The organism is Flavobacterium sp. KKT103 (assembly GCF_055640565.1).
Genome location: NZ_CM145766.1, coordinates 1 through 19,026, shown reverse-complemented (window position 1 = coordinate 19,026; position 19,026 = coordinate 1). Strand labels below are relative to the sequence as shown.

Sequence of the window (19,026 nt, the reverse complement as noted above, 5' to 3'; positions counted from 1 at the left end):
TTTAGTGCATAAAAAAATCCGTCTTGTTGTTACACTTGACGGATTTTCTATTTAATGCAGGCTGGTTTGCTATCTACAATTTGAACTTGAACTAAAACTAAAAACTGATAACTAAAAAAACAATAACAATGGCCAGCCTGAAAACGGTTCGCTAGTAGTACGTAAAACGTCTTACTTTAGCAATATATTTAGCCAATCGAATTACTTGATGACTGTAGCCATATTCATTGTCATACCAAATGTAAAGTACAATGTCTTTACCACCATTAGCAACAATTGTAGCATTACTGTCATAAATAGAAGGTGCCGAAGTACCTACGATATCTGATGAAACTAATTCGTTGTTTGTAGAATATTTAATTTGCTCTACTAATTCTCCTTCTAAAGCATATTTTTTCATGATAGCATTTAGAGCGGCAACTGAAGTTTTAGTCTTTACTTGTAAATTTAAAACAACCAGAGACCCGTTAGGCACAGGAACCCTAATTGCGTTCGAAGTCAGTTTTCCTTCTAACGACGGTAGCGCTTTTGCAACAGCGGTACCTGCACCTGTTTCAGTAATTACCATGTTTAAAGCTGCTGCTCTACCACGACGGTATTTTTTGTGCATGTTATCCACTAAGTTTTGATCGTTAGTGTAGGAATGAATTGTTTCAAGATGTCCTTTTACAACACCAAGAGTGTCTTCTATAGCTTTTAAAATAGGCGTAATAGCATTTGTTGTACAAGATGCAGCAGAGAAAATATCAATTTCATCTGGGTTGTACTCATTTTGGTTAACACCATGAACAATGTTAGGTACCCCTTTTCCTGGTGCAGTTAGTAAAACTTTATCAACACCTACTGATGTTAAATGGCGACTCAATGCTTCCTTGGTTGTAAAAGCTCCAGTGTTATCAATAACTAAAGCGTTATCGATATCGTATTGGGTATAATCAATTTCTTCAGGACTTCCTGCAGAGATGATGTGAACAGTAGTTCCGTTTATGATTAATGCATTGTTTTCCGTATCAGCTGCAACTGATCCTTGGAAATCTCCGTGGATCGAATCGTAACGTAATAAAGAAGCTCTTTTTTCTAATGTAGTCGCATCATTTTTGTCACGAGTTACAATAGCTCTTAGTCGTAATTGATTTCCTTTTCCTGTTTTTGACATCAATTCTCTCGCCAATAAGCGACCAATTCGGCCAAAACCATAAAGTACAACGTCCTTTGGTTGGATTTCATCAGATGATTTAGCCTCTTTTAATTTATCTAAAACAAAATGTCTTGCATCAGGATATTTCTCATCATCCAATAAGTATTCGTAGGTTAGTTTACCAATATCCAATTTTGCTGGCGGTAAATCAAGTTCGAAAACAGCTCTTGCTATTTCTACTGAGTCAAAAATTGTGATTGGCTTGCCTACAAATTCCCCTGCATATTGATGCAAATTGATGATGTCGCTTACGTTTTTGTCTAAAAGTTGATTTTTAAACAAAACCATTTCGATTGATTTATCATACCATAAATCACTAATGATTTTAATTAATTCAACTCCGGCGCGTCGTCTGTCGACTTGAAATGAAACTTCTTTTTGATACAAAGGTGTGTTCTTCATGGGTGTTTAAGTTGTGAAAATTTAGTAGTTGTATTTTTAAATTTGAGGCAAAAGTACCCATTTCAATCGATTTCGTAAACTATTTTGTGATTTTTTTTATAAAAAAAGCCAACCTGAATTATCAAGTTGGCTTACCGTTTTAGGGTTGTGTTAAATTAGATTATGATTCGGAATAGTTCACCGTTTTTATTTATTAGTTCCAGTCGAATACTTTGATTTTCATCTTTATTATTCAAAAGCTTGGAAACGGTTTCTACATTTACTGCTTTGCTATTATCAATACTTATGATAATGCTTCCTTTTAGTTCCGCTTCATACTGCATCAAATTTTCATTAGTAATGGCTTTGATTTTGACACCGTAATTAACATTAAATTTCTTTTTATCAGCAGCGCTAATGTTTTCTAATTCGATTCCTTTAAACTCGGTATTAAAAAACTCGTTTTTGCTTAAGACTACAGGTACTGTTTTATTGCTTCCGTCTCTTAAAATAGTCACCTCTACTTTGTCATTTGGTCTTTTAGTATTGATGTAACCAGATAAATCAGCATAGGTAGCAATATTTTGATTATCTAATTTTACAATTACATCTCCTTTTTTAAGCCCTGCTTTTTGAGCTCCTGAATTAGGTGTCACAGCACTGATATAGAAACCTTCCGTTTGTTTTAAGCCTAATTCTTTGGAAGCATTTGAATTTAATTCGCCTCCTTGAACGCCAAGAATTCCTCTTTGTACATTACCATACTCCATAATATCTTCAATAATTTTTCGAGCGATATTTGACGGTACTGCGAACGAGTATCCAACATAAGATCCTGTCATCGAAGTAATCATAGTGTTGATTCCAATTAAGTCTCCACGTGTATTCACGAGTGCACCACCACTATTTCCTGGGTTTACAGCTGCATCCGTTTGAATAAAAGATTGGATACCATTGCTGCCTAAATCTCTTGCTTTAGCTGAAACAATTCCAGCGGTAACCGTTGAGGTTAGGTTGTACGGATTTCCAACTGCTAAAACCCATTCCCCTATTTTTACGGAGTCAGAATTACCAAATGTTGTATATGGTAGCGTTTCATCAGCATCGATTTTCAGTAAGGCGATGTCCATTTTGGAATCGGTTCCAATTAGTTTTGCTTTGTATGATTTTTTGTTATTTAAGGTAATTTCTATTTCGGATGCATCTTTAACCACGTGATTATTAGTAACAATATAGCCATCAGCTGAGATAATTACACCGGAACCTGTACCAACTTGTTCTTGTGATTGCCCTCCTTTGTACCCATAAAAATATTCTAACATAGGATTGGAAACGGCCTTGTACGATACGTTTTTAACGTGAACGACAGTGTGTATCGTTTTCTCTGCAGCTTCGGTAAAATCCAATACATCAGATGAAAGTCCGACTCTCTTATTGTAAGAGTCAGTTGCGGTCGTTGTTATACCGTTTTTGTTGGTCGCTAAATAACCATTGGTGTCAAATAAAAGTTTGTAGGCCCCTAAAGTTGTGGCTCCACTTAATAAAGACACTAAAAATAGATTAGAAAATCGTTTCATAATAGAGATCGTTTAATTTTGTTTGTATTGTAAATTTAAGACGAAATAATAGTGTTAAAAAATATTTTAACGGTGTTTAACTATGATTAACATTTCATTAATAGTTCGTACTTTTGTTCCATACAACAACGAATAAATGCAATTACATTTTTATAAATACCAAGGAACTGGAAACGATTTTGTGATGATTGACAATCGTACGGAATTTTTCCCTAAAAATAATATTGAGCTAATAGCACGCTTATGTGATCGCCGATTTGGAATTGGTGGTGATGGACTTATTTTGCTCGAAAATGATCCAGAAGCCGATTTTAAGATGGTCTATTACAATTCCGATGGGAACCAAAGTACTATGTGCGGTAATGGTGGTCGCTGTTTAGTGGCTTTCGCCAAAAAATTAAATGTTATTGATACTAAAGCGGTCTTTAATGCCGTTGATGGTTTGCACCATGCATCTATTGACAAGGACCAAATAGTTTCTTTGCAAATGATTGATGTTACAGCTGTTCATAAACAACAAGACTATACTTTCTTGAATACAGGTTCGCCGCATCACGTTCAGCTGGTTACTGATCTTGAAAATTATAATGTAAAAGAAAATGGCGCAGCCATTCGATATGGAGCTTTATACGGAACAGCGGGTAGCAACATTAATTTTGTAAAACAAATTGACGAAAGTAGCTTTGCTTTGCGAACCTATGAAAGAGGAGTTGAAGATGAAACTTTAGCTTGCGGTACCGGAGCAACAGCCGTAGCGATTGCCATGAATGCCACAGGAGCAACAAAGCAAACCGCTATTGATATCGCTGTAGAAGGTGGTAAGTTGCGTGTTTCGTTTACCAAAGAGGGCGACCACTACACAAATGTGTTTTTAATTGGACCCGCGACATTTGTTTTTGAAGGAACAATTACAATTTAATTCAAGTACGAAACCCGATCATGATAACCTTAAAAGGAGATACAATTTACCTTCGAGCTTTAGAGCCTAACGACTTGGAGTTTGTGTATGCTATGGAAAACGACCAAAGTATTTGGGAGGTTAGTAACACAAATACGCCCTACAGTCGGTTTTTAGTAAAACAATATTTAGAGAATGCTCAGCAAGATATTTACGAGGCTAAGCAATTGCGGTTAGCTATTTGCCAAGACGAGGATTTTCCGGCCGTGGGTTTAATTGATTTGTTTGATTTTGACCCTAAGAACAATCGAGCAGGTATAGGTATTGTCATTCAGGCTGTTGAAAACAGAAATAAAAGTGTAGGCACCGAGGCAGTGGAACTTTTAATTCGGTACGCTTTCCATCATTTAAACCTACATCAATTATATGCTAATATTAGTGTAGAAAACGCAGCAAGCATCGCGCTTTTTACTAAATTTGGTTTTCAATATATTGGAGTAAAAAAAGATTGGAATCTCATTAATGGTGCTTATCATGATGAAGCAATCTATCAATTAATAAAGCAACAATTTTAAAATATACGTTTTGAGTACAAAAAAAATAATTTCGATCACAGCACTTGTATTGATCACAGGATTAATAGTATATGGTTTCGTGTTGATTAACCAAATTTTTTCAGACAATACTAAGTTTAACGAAAAAGAGGTTTTTGTTTTCGTTCCTACGGAAGCAAATTATAATGAAGTTTTAGCACTAGTTAGCCCGTATGTGGTAAATATGGATCGGTTTGAAATGGTAGCGGGTAAGATGAACTATCCTTCTAATGTCAAATCCGGTCGATTTTTATTGACTAAAGGAATGAATAGTTATGAGCTGGTAAAAGCAATGCGATCTAATGTTCCGGTTAAACTAGCTTTTAACAACCAAGAGCGCATTGAGAATTTAGCCGGTAGGGTAGGATCTCAAATTGAGGCTGATAGTTTGTCTCTTTTGAATTCGTTTAAAGATTCTATCTTTTTGAAAGAAAATGGTTTTAATGAAGATAACGTTATGGCAATGTTTATTCCCAATACGTATGAAACCTATTGGAATACTTCGGCAGAGAAGTTCCGTGATAAAATGATTAAAGAGTATCGCAACTTTTGGACAGCAGATCGCGAGGCAAAAGCTAAAGCACAAGGATTATCACCAATTGAAGCTACAATTCTAGCCTCAATAGTGCATAAGGAATCTGTGAAAAAAGACGAAAGACCAAGAATCGCAGGCGTTTATTTGAATAGGTTACGATTAGGAATGCCTTTGCAAGCGGATCCAACGGTTATTTTTGCTATTAAAAAGAAAGATAACGATTTCAATCAAGTTATTAAACGAGTCTTTTTCAAAGATTTGACGATGTCATCTCCTTACAATACTTATATGAACACAGGATTGCCACCAGGACCCATAGCCATGCCTGACATTACCGCTCTTGAGGCAGTACTTAGTCCTGAGAAAAATGACTTTATTTACTTTTGCGCAAGCGTGGACCGTTTTGGGTATCATGAATTTGCTGCAACTTTGCCAGAGCATAACCTAAATGCTAAAAAATATTCGGATTGGATTAATGCGCAAGGCGTAAAAAGATAGGTTTGATTTTCCACAAACGATTATGCTGCTGTTTATCATTCTTTTTTTTGCTGAGCATTGGTTACGCACAAAATAGTTTAGATCGATTTTTAACACCTTCGGATACTTTAAATCCAAAGCGAAAAAAGACAGTCTTTATTTCAGAAGCTGCATTGGGAGGGCTTACTTTAGTTGGTTTAAACCAATTGTGGTATGCTGACTATCCTCGTTCTAATTTTCATTTTATCAATGATAACAGTGAATGGATGCAAATGGATAAGGTAGGTCACTTTTATTCAACTTATCACTTAGGACGACTTGGATCCGAAATGTTGCAGTGGAGCGGTGCCACTAAAAAACAGCAATTAGTATACGGTGCCAGTCTTGGGCTCGCTTTTTTGACTGTAGTGGAGGTTTTTGATGGTTTTTCAACTGAATGGGGTGCTTCGCCAGGAGACCTAATCGCCAATGTATCCGGTTCAGCTTTGTATGTTGGACAAGAATTAGTATGGAAAGAGCAACGAATTACTCCAAAATTCTCTTTTCATTCAACAAAATATGCTGCTTTAAGACCCAACGTTTTGGGAAGTTCGCTTCCAGAGAAAATAATCAAAGATTACAATGGTCAAACGTATTGGTTATCGGTTAATTTGTATTCCTTTTTTAAAGACTCTAAAATTCCAAAATGGCTTAATGTTGCTGTTGGATATGGAGCGGATGGAATGGTAAGTGGAAATGGCGAAAATACTACAATAACATCCATTGGGTCGATCGAAAGAACGAGGCAGTTTTACTTAAGTTTAGACGTTGACCTGACGAAAATCGAAACAAAATCACATTTTTTAAAGACATTTTTCTCTGTTTTTAATAGCCTGAAAATTCCCGCACCCACTTTGGAATACACTCCTAGAGAGTCGTTTAAAGGCCATTTGATCTATTTTTAGATAAGTTTAACATGTTGGTTTTCAGCTTTATAAAATTTATTGTATCTTTGCCCGCAGAAATTTCATAACGGGACAGCGTTTTGAAGAAAAACAATTTATGGTAAAGAAGTGGTATTTTTATGCGAGTTTAACTGTTATTATAGCCTTTTTAAGTTCCGGTTTTAAACCGCTTAAAGTAGAGTCTAATGAATGGTTTCTAATAAAAAACACAGACGGAATTCAATACTTATATCCGTCTCAAAAAAAGGAAAGTTATACTGATATAAACATTCCTTTTACAGGTAATTTCTTTGTAGGTTTTAAACAAGCTCTTGGTTTCAAAGAGTCGAAAAACAAATACAAAAAAATTAATTCTCTAGGTTATCTAGGGAAATATCAGTTTGGAACGGATGCTTTAAAAGCAGTAGGAATTCACAACCCCGAATTATTCCTCCGTAGCCCTAAGATGCAAGAAAAAGCTTTTGTTGCTCTTTTATCTAAAAACAAAGCCTTACTCCAAGATGTTATTGAAAAATACGACGGAAAAGTGGTCAATGGTATTTTGATTACTGAATCTGGTATTTTAGCAGCGGCCCATTTGGGTGGAGCAGGATCTGTAAAAAGGTATTTTAGAAACAACGGTAAAAAGTTTATTAAAGACGCCTACGGTACTTCGATTAGAAGTTACTTAAAAGCGTTTGGAGGTTATGATACCTCTTTAATTGAAGCTAATGTAAATGCAGTAGCGTCCAATTAAAAAAACATTCACTACATAAAAAAGGGATACTTTTCATTGAAAAGTATCCCTTTTTGTTTATCGAGAGCAAGCTTATTCTTCTAGTAATATTTCAAGAATTTTGATTGCGGCTTCACTAATTTTGGTTCCTGGTCCAAACACTGCTACAGCACCATTATCGAATAAATACTGATAATCTTGGGCGGGAATCACACCGCCTACAACGACCATAATATCTTCGCGACCATGTTTTTTTAATTCTTCGATTACTTGAGGAACTAATGTTTTATGTCCGGCTGCTAATGAGGATACGCCTAAAATATGTACATCATTTTCTACGGCTTGTTTTGCTGCTTCGGTAGGAGTTTGAAAAAGCGGACCTATATCCACATCAAAACCAACATCGGCATAACCAGTCGCAACTACTTTGGCACCGCGGTCATGACCGTCTTGTCCCATTTTAGCAATCATGATACGAGGACGTCGCCCTTCTTGTTTGGCAAATTTATCTGCTAATACTTTTGCTTCTTCAAAGCTTTTGTCGTCTTTAATTTCTTTACTATACACGCCGCTAAAAGATTTAATTTGTGCTTTGTACCTACCAAAAACCGTTTCTAGGGCATCGCTAATTTCTCCTAAGGTTGTTCTATAGCGCGCTGCTTCTACTGCAAGTTCTAATAAATTTCCTTCTCCAGTTTGCGCACATAGGATTAATTTATCGAGAGCAGCTTTTACTTTTTCAGTATCTCTAGTCGCCTTTATTTGTTTCAGTTGCTCCAATTGTTGCTTACGCACCATTTGATTATCAACATCTAAAATTTGCAGCGGATCTTCGGTTTCCAATCGGTATTTGTTTACCCCAACGATAATATCCTGACCGCTATCGATACGAGCTTGTTTTCTAGCTGCTGCTTCCTCGATACGCAGTTTAGGTATTCCAGCTTCGATTGCTTTAGTCATTCCGCCTAGCTCTTCTACCTCTTCAATAAGTTTCCAAGCACTTTGCGCAATTTCGTTAGTTAGACTTTCTACGTAATAACTACCGGCCCAAGGGTCAACTGTTTTGGTTATTTTAGTTTCTTCTTGAAGGAATATTTGCGTATTTCTAGCAATTCGAGCTGAAAAGTCGGTGGGTAATGCAATAGCTTCATCGAGGGCGTTAGTGTGTAAGGACTGTGTGCCTCCAAACGCAGCCGCAGTCGCCTCTATACAGGTGCGAGCCACATTGTTAAATGGGTCTTGCTCGGTTAAGCTCCAACCACTCGTTTGGCAGTGAGTTCTCAGTGCTAACGATTTTTCGTCTTGTGGACTAAATTGTTTTAATAGTTTGGCCCAAATCATTCGTCCTGCGCGCATTTTAGCAATTTCCATAAAATGGTTCATCCCAATGGCCCAGAAAAAGGAAAGGCGAGGAGCAAATTCATCAATTTTCATTCCGGTTGCTAGTCCGGTTCGAATGTATTCTAATCCATCGGCTAGGGTGTAGGCAAGTTCAATATCAGCAGTAGCACCGGCTTCTTGCATGTGGTAACCTGAGATTGAAATAGAGTTGAACTTAGGCATTTTTTTGCTGGTGAATTCAAATATGTCAGCAATGATTTTCATCGATGGTGTTGGAGGGTAGATGTAGGTGTTACGAACCATAAACTCCTTCAAAATATCATTTTGAATTGTACCTGAAAGTAATTCGGGTTTTACACCTTGCTCTTCTGCAGCGACGATATAAAACGCCATTATGGGTAAGACAGCCCCATTCATGGTCATCGATACCGACATTTCATTCAATGGAATTTGGTCAAACAGTACCTTCATGTCCTCTACTGAATCTATGGCGACACCTGCTTTACCTACGTCACCCACCACACGTTCATGATCAGAATCGTACCCTCTATGGGTAGGTAAATCAAAGGCAATAGACAGTCCTTTTTGTCCTGCAGCAAGATTTCTTCGATAGAAGGCATTACTTTCCTCAGCAGTTGAGAATCCTGCGTATTGTCGTACTGTCCAGGGTCTACGAACGTACATAGTCGCATAGGGTCCACGTAAATTAGGTGCAAATCCAGCTCCAAAATCCAGATGTTCCAGATTTTCGATGTCTTTTGCACTATAGTTTTGTTTAAGTTCAATTCCTTCAGCAGTTGCGAAGCCTGGAGCGTTATTTTCTCCTGCTTCAAGAGATGCTTTAGCTTCCTCTTGCTGAGGATGTAATTGAATATGTTTAAGGTCTTTTCGTATCATGTTTAGCCTCTATTTTGCACTTAGTAAGTAAATTGATTGGTGATTATTCTGTTTCAAGTCGTTCTTGCTCAGATTTTTCAGCCAATCTTTTTTCTATAATTGGAGATAGTAATGTTTTTCTCGACTTTACTTTTACAAAAGGAAAGAGTTCAAGATCATTTTTCATTCTATCATTTTTATTAGGATATTTATTGGTTCCTAAAAGTATTTCTTTACCAGAATCAAATAGTTTTTGCTCTGCATCAGCACTTTCTTGAATTTTTCGTTTGATGGTTCCATCATTTAACTGCTTTAAAAATCCACCATTTTCCTCTATGGTTTTAAATAAGGCTAATCCTTTCTCGGCTAATTGATTGGTTAAACTTTCGATGTAATAACTACCATCAGCTGGATTATTTACTTTATCAAAATAGCTTTCGTTTTTAAGAATTAGTAGTTGATTGCGTGCAATTCTATCTCCAAATTCATTGTCTTTGTGATACAAAGCATCATAGGGAAGGTTGGCGATTGCATCAGCACCACCTAAAATAGCGCTCATGCATTCCGTTGTGGTTCTAAGCATGTTTACGTTGTAATCATATATTGTTTTGTTTCTTTTAGTTGGTGTTACTAAGAGGTGACAATCTAGGTTGTGATTGTATTCTTTTGCAATTAAATTAAATAAAACTCGTATGGCTCTCAACTTTGCAATTTCAAAAAAGTAATTGGTACCTACTGCAACTTGTAAAACTATAGGCGTTTTTATTGCATCAAATCTATTGAAATATTCGTTTGCGTGGGCTAGCGTGTAGGCGATTTGCTGCACAATTGTTGCTCCCGCATTTTGATACAGTGCACTATTGATGCTTATTAATGAAGAATTAGTTGTTGATTGAAGCTTTTGTAAAGTTTCGAAATTACTTTTTTCATTTGTACTGAACCAATTACCCTCCTGTGCTAATTGTCCTATTGGATCAAGATTACAATAGATAGTGGCTTTTCGTTTTTGGGCTATGGCATCAATTTTTTTGACGAAATCGATTGAGATAAAATCAAAATGAAAATAAACAGGTATCGATTCGATAGGAAGTTTTTCAAGCAATCGTTCCATATCGATGTTGCTGTCTTCGATTGTAAAGCGAAGGCTTTCGGCTCCACGTGCTACTGTGTCCAAAGCTCTCTCAATAGATTTTTCGACATCAAATACAAAGATGTTTTGGCAAATTTTAAATGGAGTGGTTTGCTTACTTATTGCAAAAGTTTTAGTGCAATCATCAGCGTGGTAAAATGGTTTTACTTTTATATCCTCAGGCGAATTCCAAATTAAGGTTTCATTGTAATCAGCTCCTTTCAGTTCAAATTGGATTTTTTGTTTCCACTGTTTGGAGGATATGGGATCAAAATCTTCAAATAGAGTAGTAGTCATTTGGTATTGATTTTAAGTAATTCTAGATTTAATTTTGCGTAATGCTGTCACCTTCAAATTCGATAATATAAATATCTTCGCTATCCTTTTTCATAAAGTATTTTTCGCGAGCATATTTTTCTATTTGGTCAGGATTATTAAGCTGTTTTATCTGCTGTTCGTCCTTTTTGATTTCTTCTTGGTAGTAGGTTGCATTGTCCTCTAGTTCGGTGATTTGGTTGTCAAGAAACCGGTGGTCGAAGTAAGAGTAATTGTCAAGAAAAACCATCCAAATGATAAAAAACAAAAGTACCCAAACATATTTGTTGCTTAGGAATTTAAACCAAGATTTGTCTTTATATGGGTTTTTCATGTTATTTTTTTTAGCCCTGATGGTAACGGCATCCTTTTATAACTTGACTTTTTTAGTCAAGTTATAAAAGATATAGTGTACAGCAGGAAATAGCTCCAAATAGTAACTATCCACTTGATGCGAAACTGCTAGGTGGTTATAAAATTACAATAAAATTTACAGAATTCGTTGATTTATTACCGCCCGGACTACATCAATTGCTACAGTATTGTGTTTGTCATTAGGTATAATGATGTCAGCAAAAGCTTTTGTAGGCTCAATAAATTGCTGATGCATTGGTTTTAATGTGTTTTGGTATCGATTAAGAACTTCATCCATGTCTCGGCCTCGTTCAGCAATGTCTCTTTTAAGACGACGAATTAAGCGCTCGTCAGAGTCGGCATGCACGAAAATTTTAACATCAAATAATTCTCTTAATTCGGGATTTGCTAAAATTAGTATTCCTTCAACAATCATCACTTTGCGGGGATGTGTCGTAATGGTATCCTCCGTTCTATTGTGAGTTACAAAAGAATATACAGGCTGATGAATTGTTTTTTCGGCTTTTAATTCCTTTAAATGTGCTACTAATAAATCAAAATCGATCGCACGTGGGTGATCAAAATTTATTAAAGCGCGCTCATCAAAGGAGAGGTTATTGTTTTCTTTGTAATATGAATCTTGTGATATAATACCCACTTCTTTATCCGGCAACTCATTCATTATTTGATGAACTACTGTTGTTTTTCCGCTTCCTGTTCCTCCTGCAATACCTATGATCAGCATAAAATAATTTTAAATATTGAATATGGGGCAAAAATAGGAATTTAAAGGTGATATTAGGGTATTGCGCCAGTAGAATTAGTTTTTTTTACGACTTTACTAATTTCCTACTACTTATTTTATAAAAAACTCGATGGACGCAATGTAGTAGTCCTCTTACATTAATTAAAAAACCTGATATCTCCATATTATTTTGTTATCTTTAATTTTAAAAACTACACTATTTTGTACAGTCAAATTAATAAAAATATCAGCCGCTATGTGGTTTTTGAAGAGAGCGAATTAGCAATCTTTAATGAATTATTAGAGTACAAGCAAGTGCCTAAAAAGACTGTTTTGCTACAGGCAGGCGAGCAATGTAACTTTGAAGCCTTTTTGATCAAAGGAAGTGCTCGCAAATATTATATTGATGCCAATGGCTCCGAAGTAGTTTTGCAGTTAGCTGTAGAGAATGCTTGGCTAAGTGATATTTCATTTAGTATCTATGAAACAACCCCAAGTCATGTATACATTGAAACCTTGGAAGACTGCGATTTTTATATGTTTACACCTGAATCTAAGGAGATGCTATTTGAAAAAGCGCCTCGATTTGAGCGTGCTTTTCGGATCTTGAAAGAACGCCATTTGGCGGTTACCCAAAACCGCTTATTTGATACTATTGCTAAGACTGCTACTGATAAATACTTGGAGTTTTTAGAACGCTATCCTACTTTTCCAAACCGTTTTGCACAACATTACATCGCTTCCTATTTAGGAATGTCTCCCGAGTTTTTGAGCAAGATCCGAAAGAAACTCGCCCACAAATAGGCCGCTGTTCTTAATAGTTTCTTGTTCTAGTTCAATGCGATTGCTGTTATTTGTTTGCAATTTTGTATTTCATTTTTAATCTAATTATAATGGAAAACACTAAAGTAATTCAAGAAAATACCCTAACTAATTATATTTTACACAAAGCAAATACACGAGGACATGCCAATCATGGTTGGTTAGAGTCTTACCACTCTTTTAGCTTTGCAGGGTATCAAAATCCAGAGCGAATGAACTTTGGAGTGTTACGTGTTTTAAACGATGACACCGTTAGCCAAGGTATGGGCTTTGGGAAACATCCTCATGACAATATGGAAATTATCTCTATTCCGCTTGAGGGAGACTTGGAGCATCAAGATAGCATGGGAAACACCACGGTAATTAAGCAGGGGGATATTCAGGTAATGAGTGCAGGTACTGGGATTTTTCACAGTGAGTACAATAAAAACAAAGATCAGCAAGTTAAGTTTTTGCAAATTTGGGTATATCCAAATCAAAAAAATGTTAGTCCAAGATACGATCAAATCACACTAGACTTAAAAGATCGTCAGAATAAGTTACAGCAAATTCTTTCCCCAAATCAAGATGATGAAGGCGTTTGGATTTACCAAGATGCTTGGTTTCATATGGGGAAATTTGATGCCGATTTTGATATCACCTATACTTTGAAAAAAAAGGATAATGGTGTTTACGCTTTTATTTTAAAAGGTAGTTTTACTATTGGTGGCGTTGTTCTAAATGAACGAGACGGAATGGGTATTACGGCAACAGATTTGTTTGATATTAGTGCAAATGATGAAGCGTCTGAAATTTTGTTAATGGAGGTTCCAATGCGTTTATAAAACGTTTAGTAAGTATTGAAATAAGGCACGGTATTTAGCAATTTCAAATGGAAAAGAGTAACATTCTTTATGTAGGAAGAAACGAGGAAATCTTGAATACTGTCATTAGGCTAATCAATGCTAATGCGCGTTGGTGTGCTTTTGGTGCAAGCACCGACGCCGAAGCGCAACATGTTTTTGACACCCATACAATCGCAGTTGTATTGCTGGGATCAGGAATTTCAGAAGAATCAGAGTATGGATTGCGGGAATTTTTCAATAAATCAAATCCTAGAGCTATTGTTGTTCAGCATTATGGCGGCGGAAGTGGTTTACTAACAAGCGAATTAACCGCTGCCTTAGAGGAGTATAATAAAAAAGGAGAGTGTTTGTAGCACTCTCCTTTTTATATTATTTATTCTTTTTAGCTTTTATCATCATCTCTAACTGATCCCATAGTTCCTCTGGAATAGCTTCGAGTAGGTTGAATTGTCCGGCTCCTTTAAGCCATTCACCTCCATCTATAACAACTACTTCACCATTTACATAAGCTGAAAAATCAGATACTAAATAAGCTGCTAAATTAGCTAATTCTTGATGATCACCTACACGTTGTAAAGGTACTTTTTTAGCCATATCAAATTTTTCAGCTAAATCACCAGGCAATAATCTGTCCCATGCGCCTTTAGTAGGGAAAGGTCCAGGAGCAATTGCGTTCGTACGAATACCGTATTTAGCCCATTCTACAGCTAAGCTTCTTGTCATGGCTAATACACCTGCTTTGGCAGTAGCACTTGGTACAACATAAGCTGATCCAGTCCATGCATAAGTAGTTACAATATTTAAAACCGATGCAGAAGTTTGCTTCGTGTCTATCCAATGTTTTCCAAAAGCTAACGTACAGTTTTTAGTTCCTTTTAAAACGATATCGATTACAGTATCAAATGCATTAGCAGATAAACGCTCCGTAGGTGAAATAAAGTTTCCAGCTGCATTGTTTAGTAAAACATCAACCTGACCAAAAGCTTTTAAAACACCCTGTAACATGTTTTCAACCTCTTCATAATGACGTACGTCACATTGTAAAGGCAAACAAGTTCCACCGGTTTCAGCCTCGAGTTCCGCAGCTGTATTTTTAAGTTTTTCAATATCTCTAGAGGTGATAGCTACTTTTGCACCTAGCTCCAAGAAATATTTGGTCATTGCTTTACCTAAACCGCTACCACCACCGGTAACTACAATTACTTTACCTTTTAAAGCATCGTCTCTTAACATTTTATCTGTATAACTCATAATTTTTTTATTGTAAATATAGTAAAATTTATACTATGCACGCATAATAAATTTATTTTTAAATTTGGTTTAGTCTTTCTGCTGCTGCAGCTAATGTTTGATTGTCTTTCGCAAAGCAAAAGCGAATTAATTTATGATCTTTTCCGTTTTCGTAAAAAGTAGAAATAGGAATAGCGGCTACTCCATGTTCCACTATGAGTCGTTTGCAAAAAGCGACATCAGGTTCTGAGGAAATAGCGGCATACGAAGCCACTTGAAAATAGGTTCCTTCACAGTTTAGTAATTCGAATTTACTTCCGTTTAATAAGGACCTGAAGTAATCTCTTTTTTCTTTATAAAAGTAACTAATTTCATCTAAAGCTACAGTATCAAGGTATTCGCTGATGGCAAATTGAGAAATACTGTTTACGCTAAAGACTAAAAATTGATGTACTTTTTTTATTTCTCTCATTAAATATTCGGGTGCAACGAGGTAACCAATTTTCCAACCCGTAATATGAAAAGATTTCCCAAAAGAAGCGACGGTTATGCATCGATCAATTAGTTTTTTCCGGCTGTGAGCTGAAATGTGTTTTTCTTCAAAAGTGATGTATTCATACACCTCGTCTGATAGTAGCAGCATCTTTGGGAATTTATCCATTAATTGCTCTAAAGCCACAAAGTCAGGTTCGCTTAAAATCTTTCCTGTTGGATTATGAGGGTTATTAATGATTATCATTTTGGTCTTTGATGAGCAAGCTTGTTCAATTCGGTTCCAATTGGTGGTGTAATCATCATTTAAAGCAATACGTACTGCTTTTGCTTTGCAAAGTAAAACAGGAGCTTCGTAGCAATCGTAGCTAGGGTCTACAATAATGACTTCGTCCTCACTGTCAACTAAAGCCGTTATAGTAGTGAATATACCTTGAGTTGCTCCCGCAGTAATGAGTAGCTCGGTTTCGGGATTTACAATGCGTTGGTGAGAAGATTTTAGTAAATGAGCAATTTTTGCTAGCAAAGGCGGATGACCTGCCATTGGCGTATATTGATGCACATTTTCTGAAGTTAGCCGAGCAAGGATGTTGGTCAGTTTTTCATCAACGGGAAAATTTGGAAACCCTTGAGAGAGATTAATAGCGTTGTGCTCTAATGCCATCTTTGACATTGCAGTAAAGATACTAGTGCCAATATTCGGTAATTTGGACATATTCTAATTTTTAAGCTAAATATAGTGATTTTAGGGCTTGAAATTGGTTTTTGGGCCACTAAAAAAAATCCATTCAATCAGTGTTTAAATACTGTTTAAATGGATTTTAATGGTCTTGTTTTTAACTCTTACATTTTATGAATGATAAAAATTGTAGGTCGTTTGTGGAGATCGATGGTCTCCTTTTTCCAAGCGGCGATTTTTTTTGTTTTGATATATTCGGTAGGTAAAGTAATATCGGTAGCGATGCACAAATGGGTTTCGGGGTTCAATGTCTGTATCAAATCTTCCAGTAATTTATTATTGCGATACGGCGTCTCGATGAAAATTTGAGATTGGTTTTTTTCGAAAGAAATTCTTTCAAGGCTTTTAAAACTGGCTTTTTTCTCGTCTTTTTCAATTGGTAAATAGCCATGGAAAGTAAAACTTTGTCCGTTCATTCCGGATGCCATCATAGCTAACAAAATCGAAGATGGACCAACGAGTGGAATGACTTGGATGCCCTTTTCATGCGCTAATTTTACGATAACGGCGCCAGGATCAGCGACACCAGGACAACCGGCTTCACTCATTAAACCCATATTTTTACCTTCGAGCAAAGGTTTAATAAAATCCAAATGCTCTTTAGTTTCGGTGCGTTTGTTTAAAGTAAACAAGACTAAGTCCGATTGCTTTTTTTCAGGATGTACTTCTTTTATTGATTTCCGAGCAGTTTTATCGTTTTCAACAATGTAGTGGTCAATAAAATCAATTGTTCTTTTTACGGTTTGTGGTAAAACATCCATTGGGTTACATTCTCCCATAGTAGTAGGGATGAGGTATAGTTTTCCTAAAAGAGGGGTTGGTTTCATTGTGCTACGTTTTTTTTAATCTTAATGTTAGCACAAAGAACGTGAATTTTGAAAGAACTAACGAAGGCAAAGAAATTTAAAAAAGCGTGATCAAGAATGATTCGCTATTAATTTTTGAGCAATCACGTCACAGGCTTCGTCTAGCATGTTGTACACCATTTCAAAGCCATTGGACATGCCATAATAAGGATCAGGCACATCGACGTTTTCGTTAGGAAACAGTTCGTCTAAAATGATTTTTACTTTTTGTCTTTGTTCATCGGAAGTGGCTATTGCAAGAACGTCATCATAGTTAGACTGATCCATAACATAGATGTAATCGAATTTATCAAAATCGGCTTGTTGAAATTGTCGCCCTTTTTGTTGGGAAATATCGAGATTGTTTTTTTTTGCTACAGCGATTGAACGCGCATCAGGTGAACGCCCTACGTGCCAGCTACCTGTACCAGCAGAATCAACTACAAAGTCTTTTTTAGGTAGTTTTGATGCAAGAATCCCTTCGGCCAATGGTGACCTGCAAATATTGCCTAAGCAAACCATTACTATTTTTACTTGCATGAAACGACTAAAGCGTTAGTTTTTTGTGAATGTCATCTACAAACTTCTTGAACTGTTTATCAGTAGCAACAAGATTGTCAACAGTTTTACAAGCGTGTAAAACCGTAGCATGATCTCTATCTCCAATTTGGGAACCAATGTTAGCTAGAGAAGCTTTGGTAAATTTCTTAGCAAAAAACATGGCTAATTGTCTCGCTTGCACAACGTGTCTTTTTCTTGTTTTTGATTGTAAAGTTTCTAAATCCAGTTGAAAATAGTCAGAAACAATTTTCTGAATGTAATCAATAGAGATTTCGCGTTTTACATTTTTCACAAATTTCTCAACAACGCTTTTCGCTAGTTCAATCGTTACTTCTTTCTTATTGAACGATGATTGCGCTATTAAGGAGATAATGGCACCTTCTAACTCACGAACATTAGACTTGATGTTACGAGCAACGTATTCGATTATTTCTTCAGGTATTTCAACACCATCACGATACAAGATATTTTTCAAGATTGAAATTCTTGTTTCGTAATCGGGTTGGTGTAACTCAGCAGATAATCCCCATTTGAAACGAGATAATAAACGTTGTTCAATATCTTGCATGTCAACAGGAGCCTTGTCCGAAGTCAAGATTACTTGTTTGCCATTTTGATGCAAGTAGTTGAAAATATGGAAAAACACATCTTGCGTTCCTGATTTACCAGATAGGAATTGAACGTCATCAATGATAAGTACGTCAATTAATTGGTAAAAATGGATAAAGTCATTTCTGTTATTTTTCTTAACAGAGTCTATATATTGTTGTGTGAATATTTCAGCAGAAATATACAAAACAGTCTTGTCTGGGTATTTGTCTTTAATCTCAACACCAATAGCATGGGCTAAGTGTGTTTTACCAAGTCCTACACCACCAAATATTAATAGGGGGTTGAAAGAGGTTCCACCGGGCTTATTAGCAACTGCCATACCTGCAGAACGCGCTAGTCTGTTCGAGTCTCCTTCTAGGAAATTGTCAAAACTATAATTAGCGTTCAGCTGAGATTCGATTTTTAAATTTCGGATACCAGGAATTACAAATGGATTTTTTAATTCAGGATCTAAATTTTTAAAAGGAGCATCTACATTTTGGGGTTTCATTGGAGCCCTGTTGGCACTTGGCAATTGTTCCGTAAACGGTTGTTTATTGCCATAAGTGTTTTCCATCTTAATTTTATAAAGTAACTTTGCGTTTTTACCAAGTTCTTTAGTTAAGGCAACTTTCAATAGTTTTACGTAGTGCTCTTCTAGCCATTCATAGAAAAATTTACTAGGAACTTGAATGTATAAAGCGTTATCGGTAAGTTCAACTGATTTGATCGGTTCAAACCAAGTTTTGTAGGCTTGATCTTGAATGTTGTCTTTTATAAAAGACAAACAGTTTTCCCATACTGATTGAGCAGTTTTGTTCAT

The 19,026-nt window shown here is 36.2% G+C and carries 19 protein-coding genes; 8 read left to right on the top strand and 11 right to left on the bottom strand.

All coding sequences use genetic code 11. From position 1 onward, the window contains the following. Positions 1-151: 151 nt before the first annotated feature. Both ACZ2G0_RS00095 and ACZ2G0_RS00090 read right to left on the bottom strand, forming a co-directional pair. Positions 152-1,600: a glyceraldehyde-3-phosphate dehydrogenase gene (locus tag ACZ2G0_RS00095; protein WP_470308468.1), complete on the bottom strand. Its 1,449-nt coding sequence runs from the start codon at positions 1,598-1,600 to the stop codon at positions 152-154. A 155-nt stretch (positions 1,601-1,755) separates the two neighbouring features. Further along, entirely contained in the window at positions 1,756-3,156 is a 1,401-nt protein-coding gene (locus ACZ2G0_RS00090) for a Do family serine endopeptidase (RefSeq protein ID WP_470308467.1), read from the bottom strand. A 136-nt stretch (positions 3,157-3,292) separates the two neighbouring features. On the opposite strand from ACZ2G0_RS00090, the gene dapF reads away from it, so the two are divergent. The 5 genes from dapF (at position 3,293) to ACZ2G0_RS00065 (ending at position 7,339) form a co-directional block, all read left to right on the top strand. Beyond that, positions 3,293-4,075 (top strand): diaminopimelate epimerase, encoded by a 783-nt coding sequence (gene dapF / locus ACZ2G0_RS00085; RefSeq protein WP_470308466.1) that lies wholly within the window; start codon positions 3,293-3,295, stop codon positions 4,073-4,075. Positions 4,076-4,095: 20 nt separating this feature from the next. Beyond that, the gene (locus tag ACZ2G0_RS00080) at positions 4,096-4,629 is read left to right on the top strand and encodes a GNAT family N-acetyltransferase (protein WP_470308465.1); all 534 of its coding nucleotides are present in this window, start codon (positions 4,096-4,098) and stop codon (positions 4,627-4,629) included. A 10-nt stretch (positions 4,630-4,639) separates the two neighbouring features. Then, the gene (gene mltG, locus ACZ2G0_RS00075; protein ID WP_470308464.1) at positions 4,640-5,680 is read left to right on the top strand and encodes an endolytic transglycosylase MltG; all 1,041 of its coding nucleotides are present in this window, start codon (positions 4,640-4,642) and stop codon (positions 5,678-5,680) included. Between the two features lie 47 nt (positions 5,681-5,727). Beyond that, positions 5,728-6,603, top strand: coding sequence for a DUF2279 domain-containing protein (locus ACZ2G0_RS00070; RefSeq protein WP_470308463.1), 876 nt, complete (start codon positions 5,728-5,730; stop codon positions 6,601-6,603). A gap of 97 nt (positions 6,604-6,700) precedes the next feature. Then, a complete protein-coding gene (locus ACZ2G0_RS00065; RefSeq protein ID WP_470308462.1) occupies positions 6,701-7,339 on the top strand; it encodes a peptidoglycan-binding protein LysM in 639 nt (212 codons plus the stop codon). Between the two features lie 72 nt (positions 7,340-7,411). Here ACZ2G0_RS00065 and scpA read toward each other — a convergent pair whose 3' ends face one another. The 4 genes from scpA to udk form a co-directional block, all read right to left on the bottom strand. After that, complete coding sequence (gene scpA / locus ACZ2G0_RS00060) at positions 7,412-9,556, bottom strand: methylmalonyl-CoA mutase (RefSeq protein ID WP_470308461.1); 2,145 nt, start codon at positions 9,554-9,556, stop codon at positions 7,412-7,414. 43 nt (positions 9,557-9,599) lie between these two features. Further along, entirely contained in the window at positions 9,600-10,961 is a 1,362-nt protein-coding gene (locus tag ACZ2G0_RS00055) for a methylmalonyl-CoA mutase subunit beta (RefSeq protein ID WP_470308460.1), read from the bottom strand. A 28-nt stretch (positions 10,962-10,989) separates the two neighbouring features. Further along, a complete protein-coding gene (locus ACZ2G0_RS00050; RefSeq protein WP_300285804.1) occupies positions 10,990-11,313 on the bottom strand; it encodes an FtsB family cell division protein in 324 nt (107 codons plus the stop codon). A gap of 156 nt (positions 11,314-11,469) precedes the next feature. Then, positions 11,470-12,078 (bottom strand): uridine kinase, encoded by a 609-nt coding sequence (gene udk / locus ACZ2G0_RS00045; RefSeq protein WP_300285802.1) that lies wholly within the window; start codon positions 12,076-12,078, stop codon positions 11,470-11,472. A 222-nt stretch (positions 12,079-12,300) separates the two neighbouring features. Between udk and ACZ2G0_RS00040 the strand changes: the two genes are divergently transcribed. The 3 genes from ACZ2G0_RS00040 (at position 12,301) to ACZ2G0_RS00030 (ending at position 14,098) form a co-directional block, all read left to right on the top strand. Beyond that, positions 12,301-12,882, top strand: coding sequence for a Crp/Fnr family transcriptional regulator (locus tag ACZ2G0_RS00040; RefSeq protein ID WP_470308459.1), 582 nt, complete (start codon positions 12,301-12,303; stop codon positions 12,880-12,882). Between the two features lie 89 nt (positions 12,883-12,971). Beyond that, a complete protein-coding gene (locus tag ACZ2G0_RS00035) occupies positions 12,972-13,724 on the top strand; it encodes a pirin family protein (protein ID WP_470308458.1) in 753 nt (250 codons plus the stop codon). Positions 13,725-13,771: 47 nt separating this feature from the next. Further along, complete coding sequence (locus ACZ2G0_RS00030; protein WP_470308457.1) at positions 13,772-14,098, top strand: hypothetical protein; 327 nt, start codon at positions 13,772-13,774, stop codon at positions 14,096-14,098. Positions 14,099-14,114: 16 nt separating this feature from the next. Here ACZ2G0_RS00030 and ACZ2G0_RS00025 read toward each other — a convergent pair whose 3' ends face one another. From ACZ2G0_RS00025 to dnaA, 5 genes are all read right to left on the bottom strand, one after another. Then, positions 14,115-14,996, bottom strand: coding sequence for an SDR family oxidoreductase (locus ACZ2G0_RS00025; RefSeq protein ID WP_300285794.1), 882 nt, complete (start codon positions 14,994-14,996; stop codon positions 14,115-14,117). A 58-nt stretch (positions 14,997-15,054) separates the two neighbouring features. Beyond that, positions 15,055-16,182, bottom strand: a complete 1,128-nt coding sequence (locus tag ACZ2G0_RS00020; RefSeq protein ID WP_470308456.1) for a methionine aminotransferase — start codon at positions 16,180-16,182, stop codon at positions 15,055-15,057. A gap of 128 nt (positions 16,183-16,310) precedes the next feature. Beyond that, entirely contained in the window at positions 16,311-17,033 is a 723-nt protein-coding gene (locus ACZ2G0_RS00015; protein ID WP_300285790.1) for an SAM-dependent methyltransferase, read from the bottom strand. A gap of 90 nt (positions 17,034-17,123) precedes the next feature. After that, the gene (locus ACZ2G0_RS00010) at positions 17,124-17,591 is read right to left on the bottom strand and encodes a low molecular weight protein-tyrosine-phosphatase (protein WP_470308455.1); all 468 of its coding nucleotides are present in this window, start codon (positions 17,589-17,591) and stop codon (positions 17,124-17,126) included. Positions 17,592-17,598: 7 nt separating this feature from the next. Further along, the gene (dnaA, locus tag ACZ2G0_RS00005; protein WP_300285786.1) at positions 17,599-19,026 is read right to left on the bottom strand and encodes a chromosomal replication initiator protein DnaA; all 1,428 of its coding nucleotides are present in this window, start codon (positions 19,024-19,026) and stop codon (positions 17,599-17,601) included.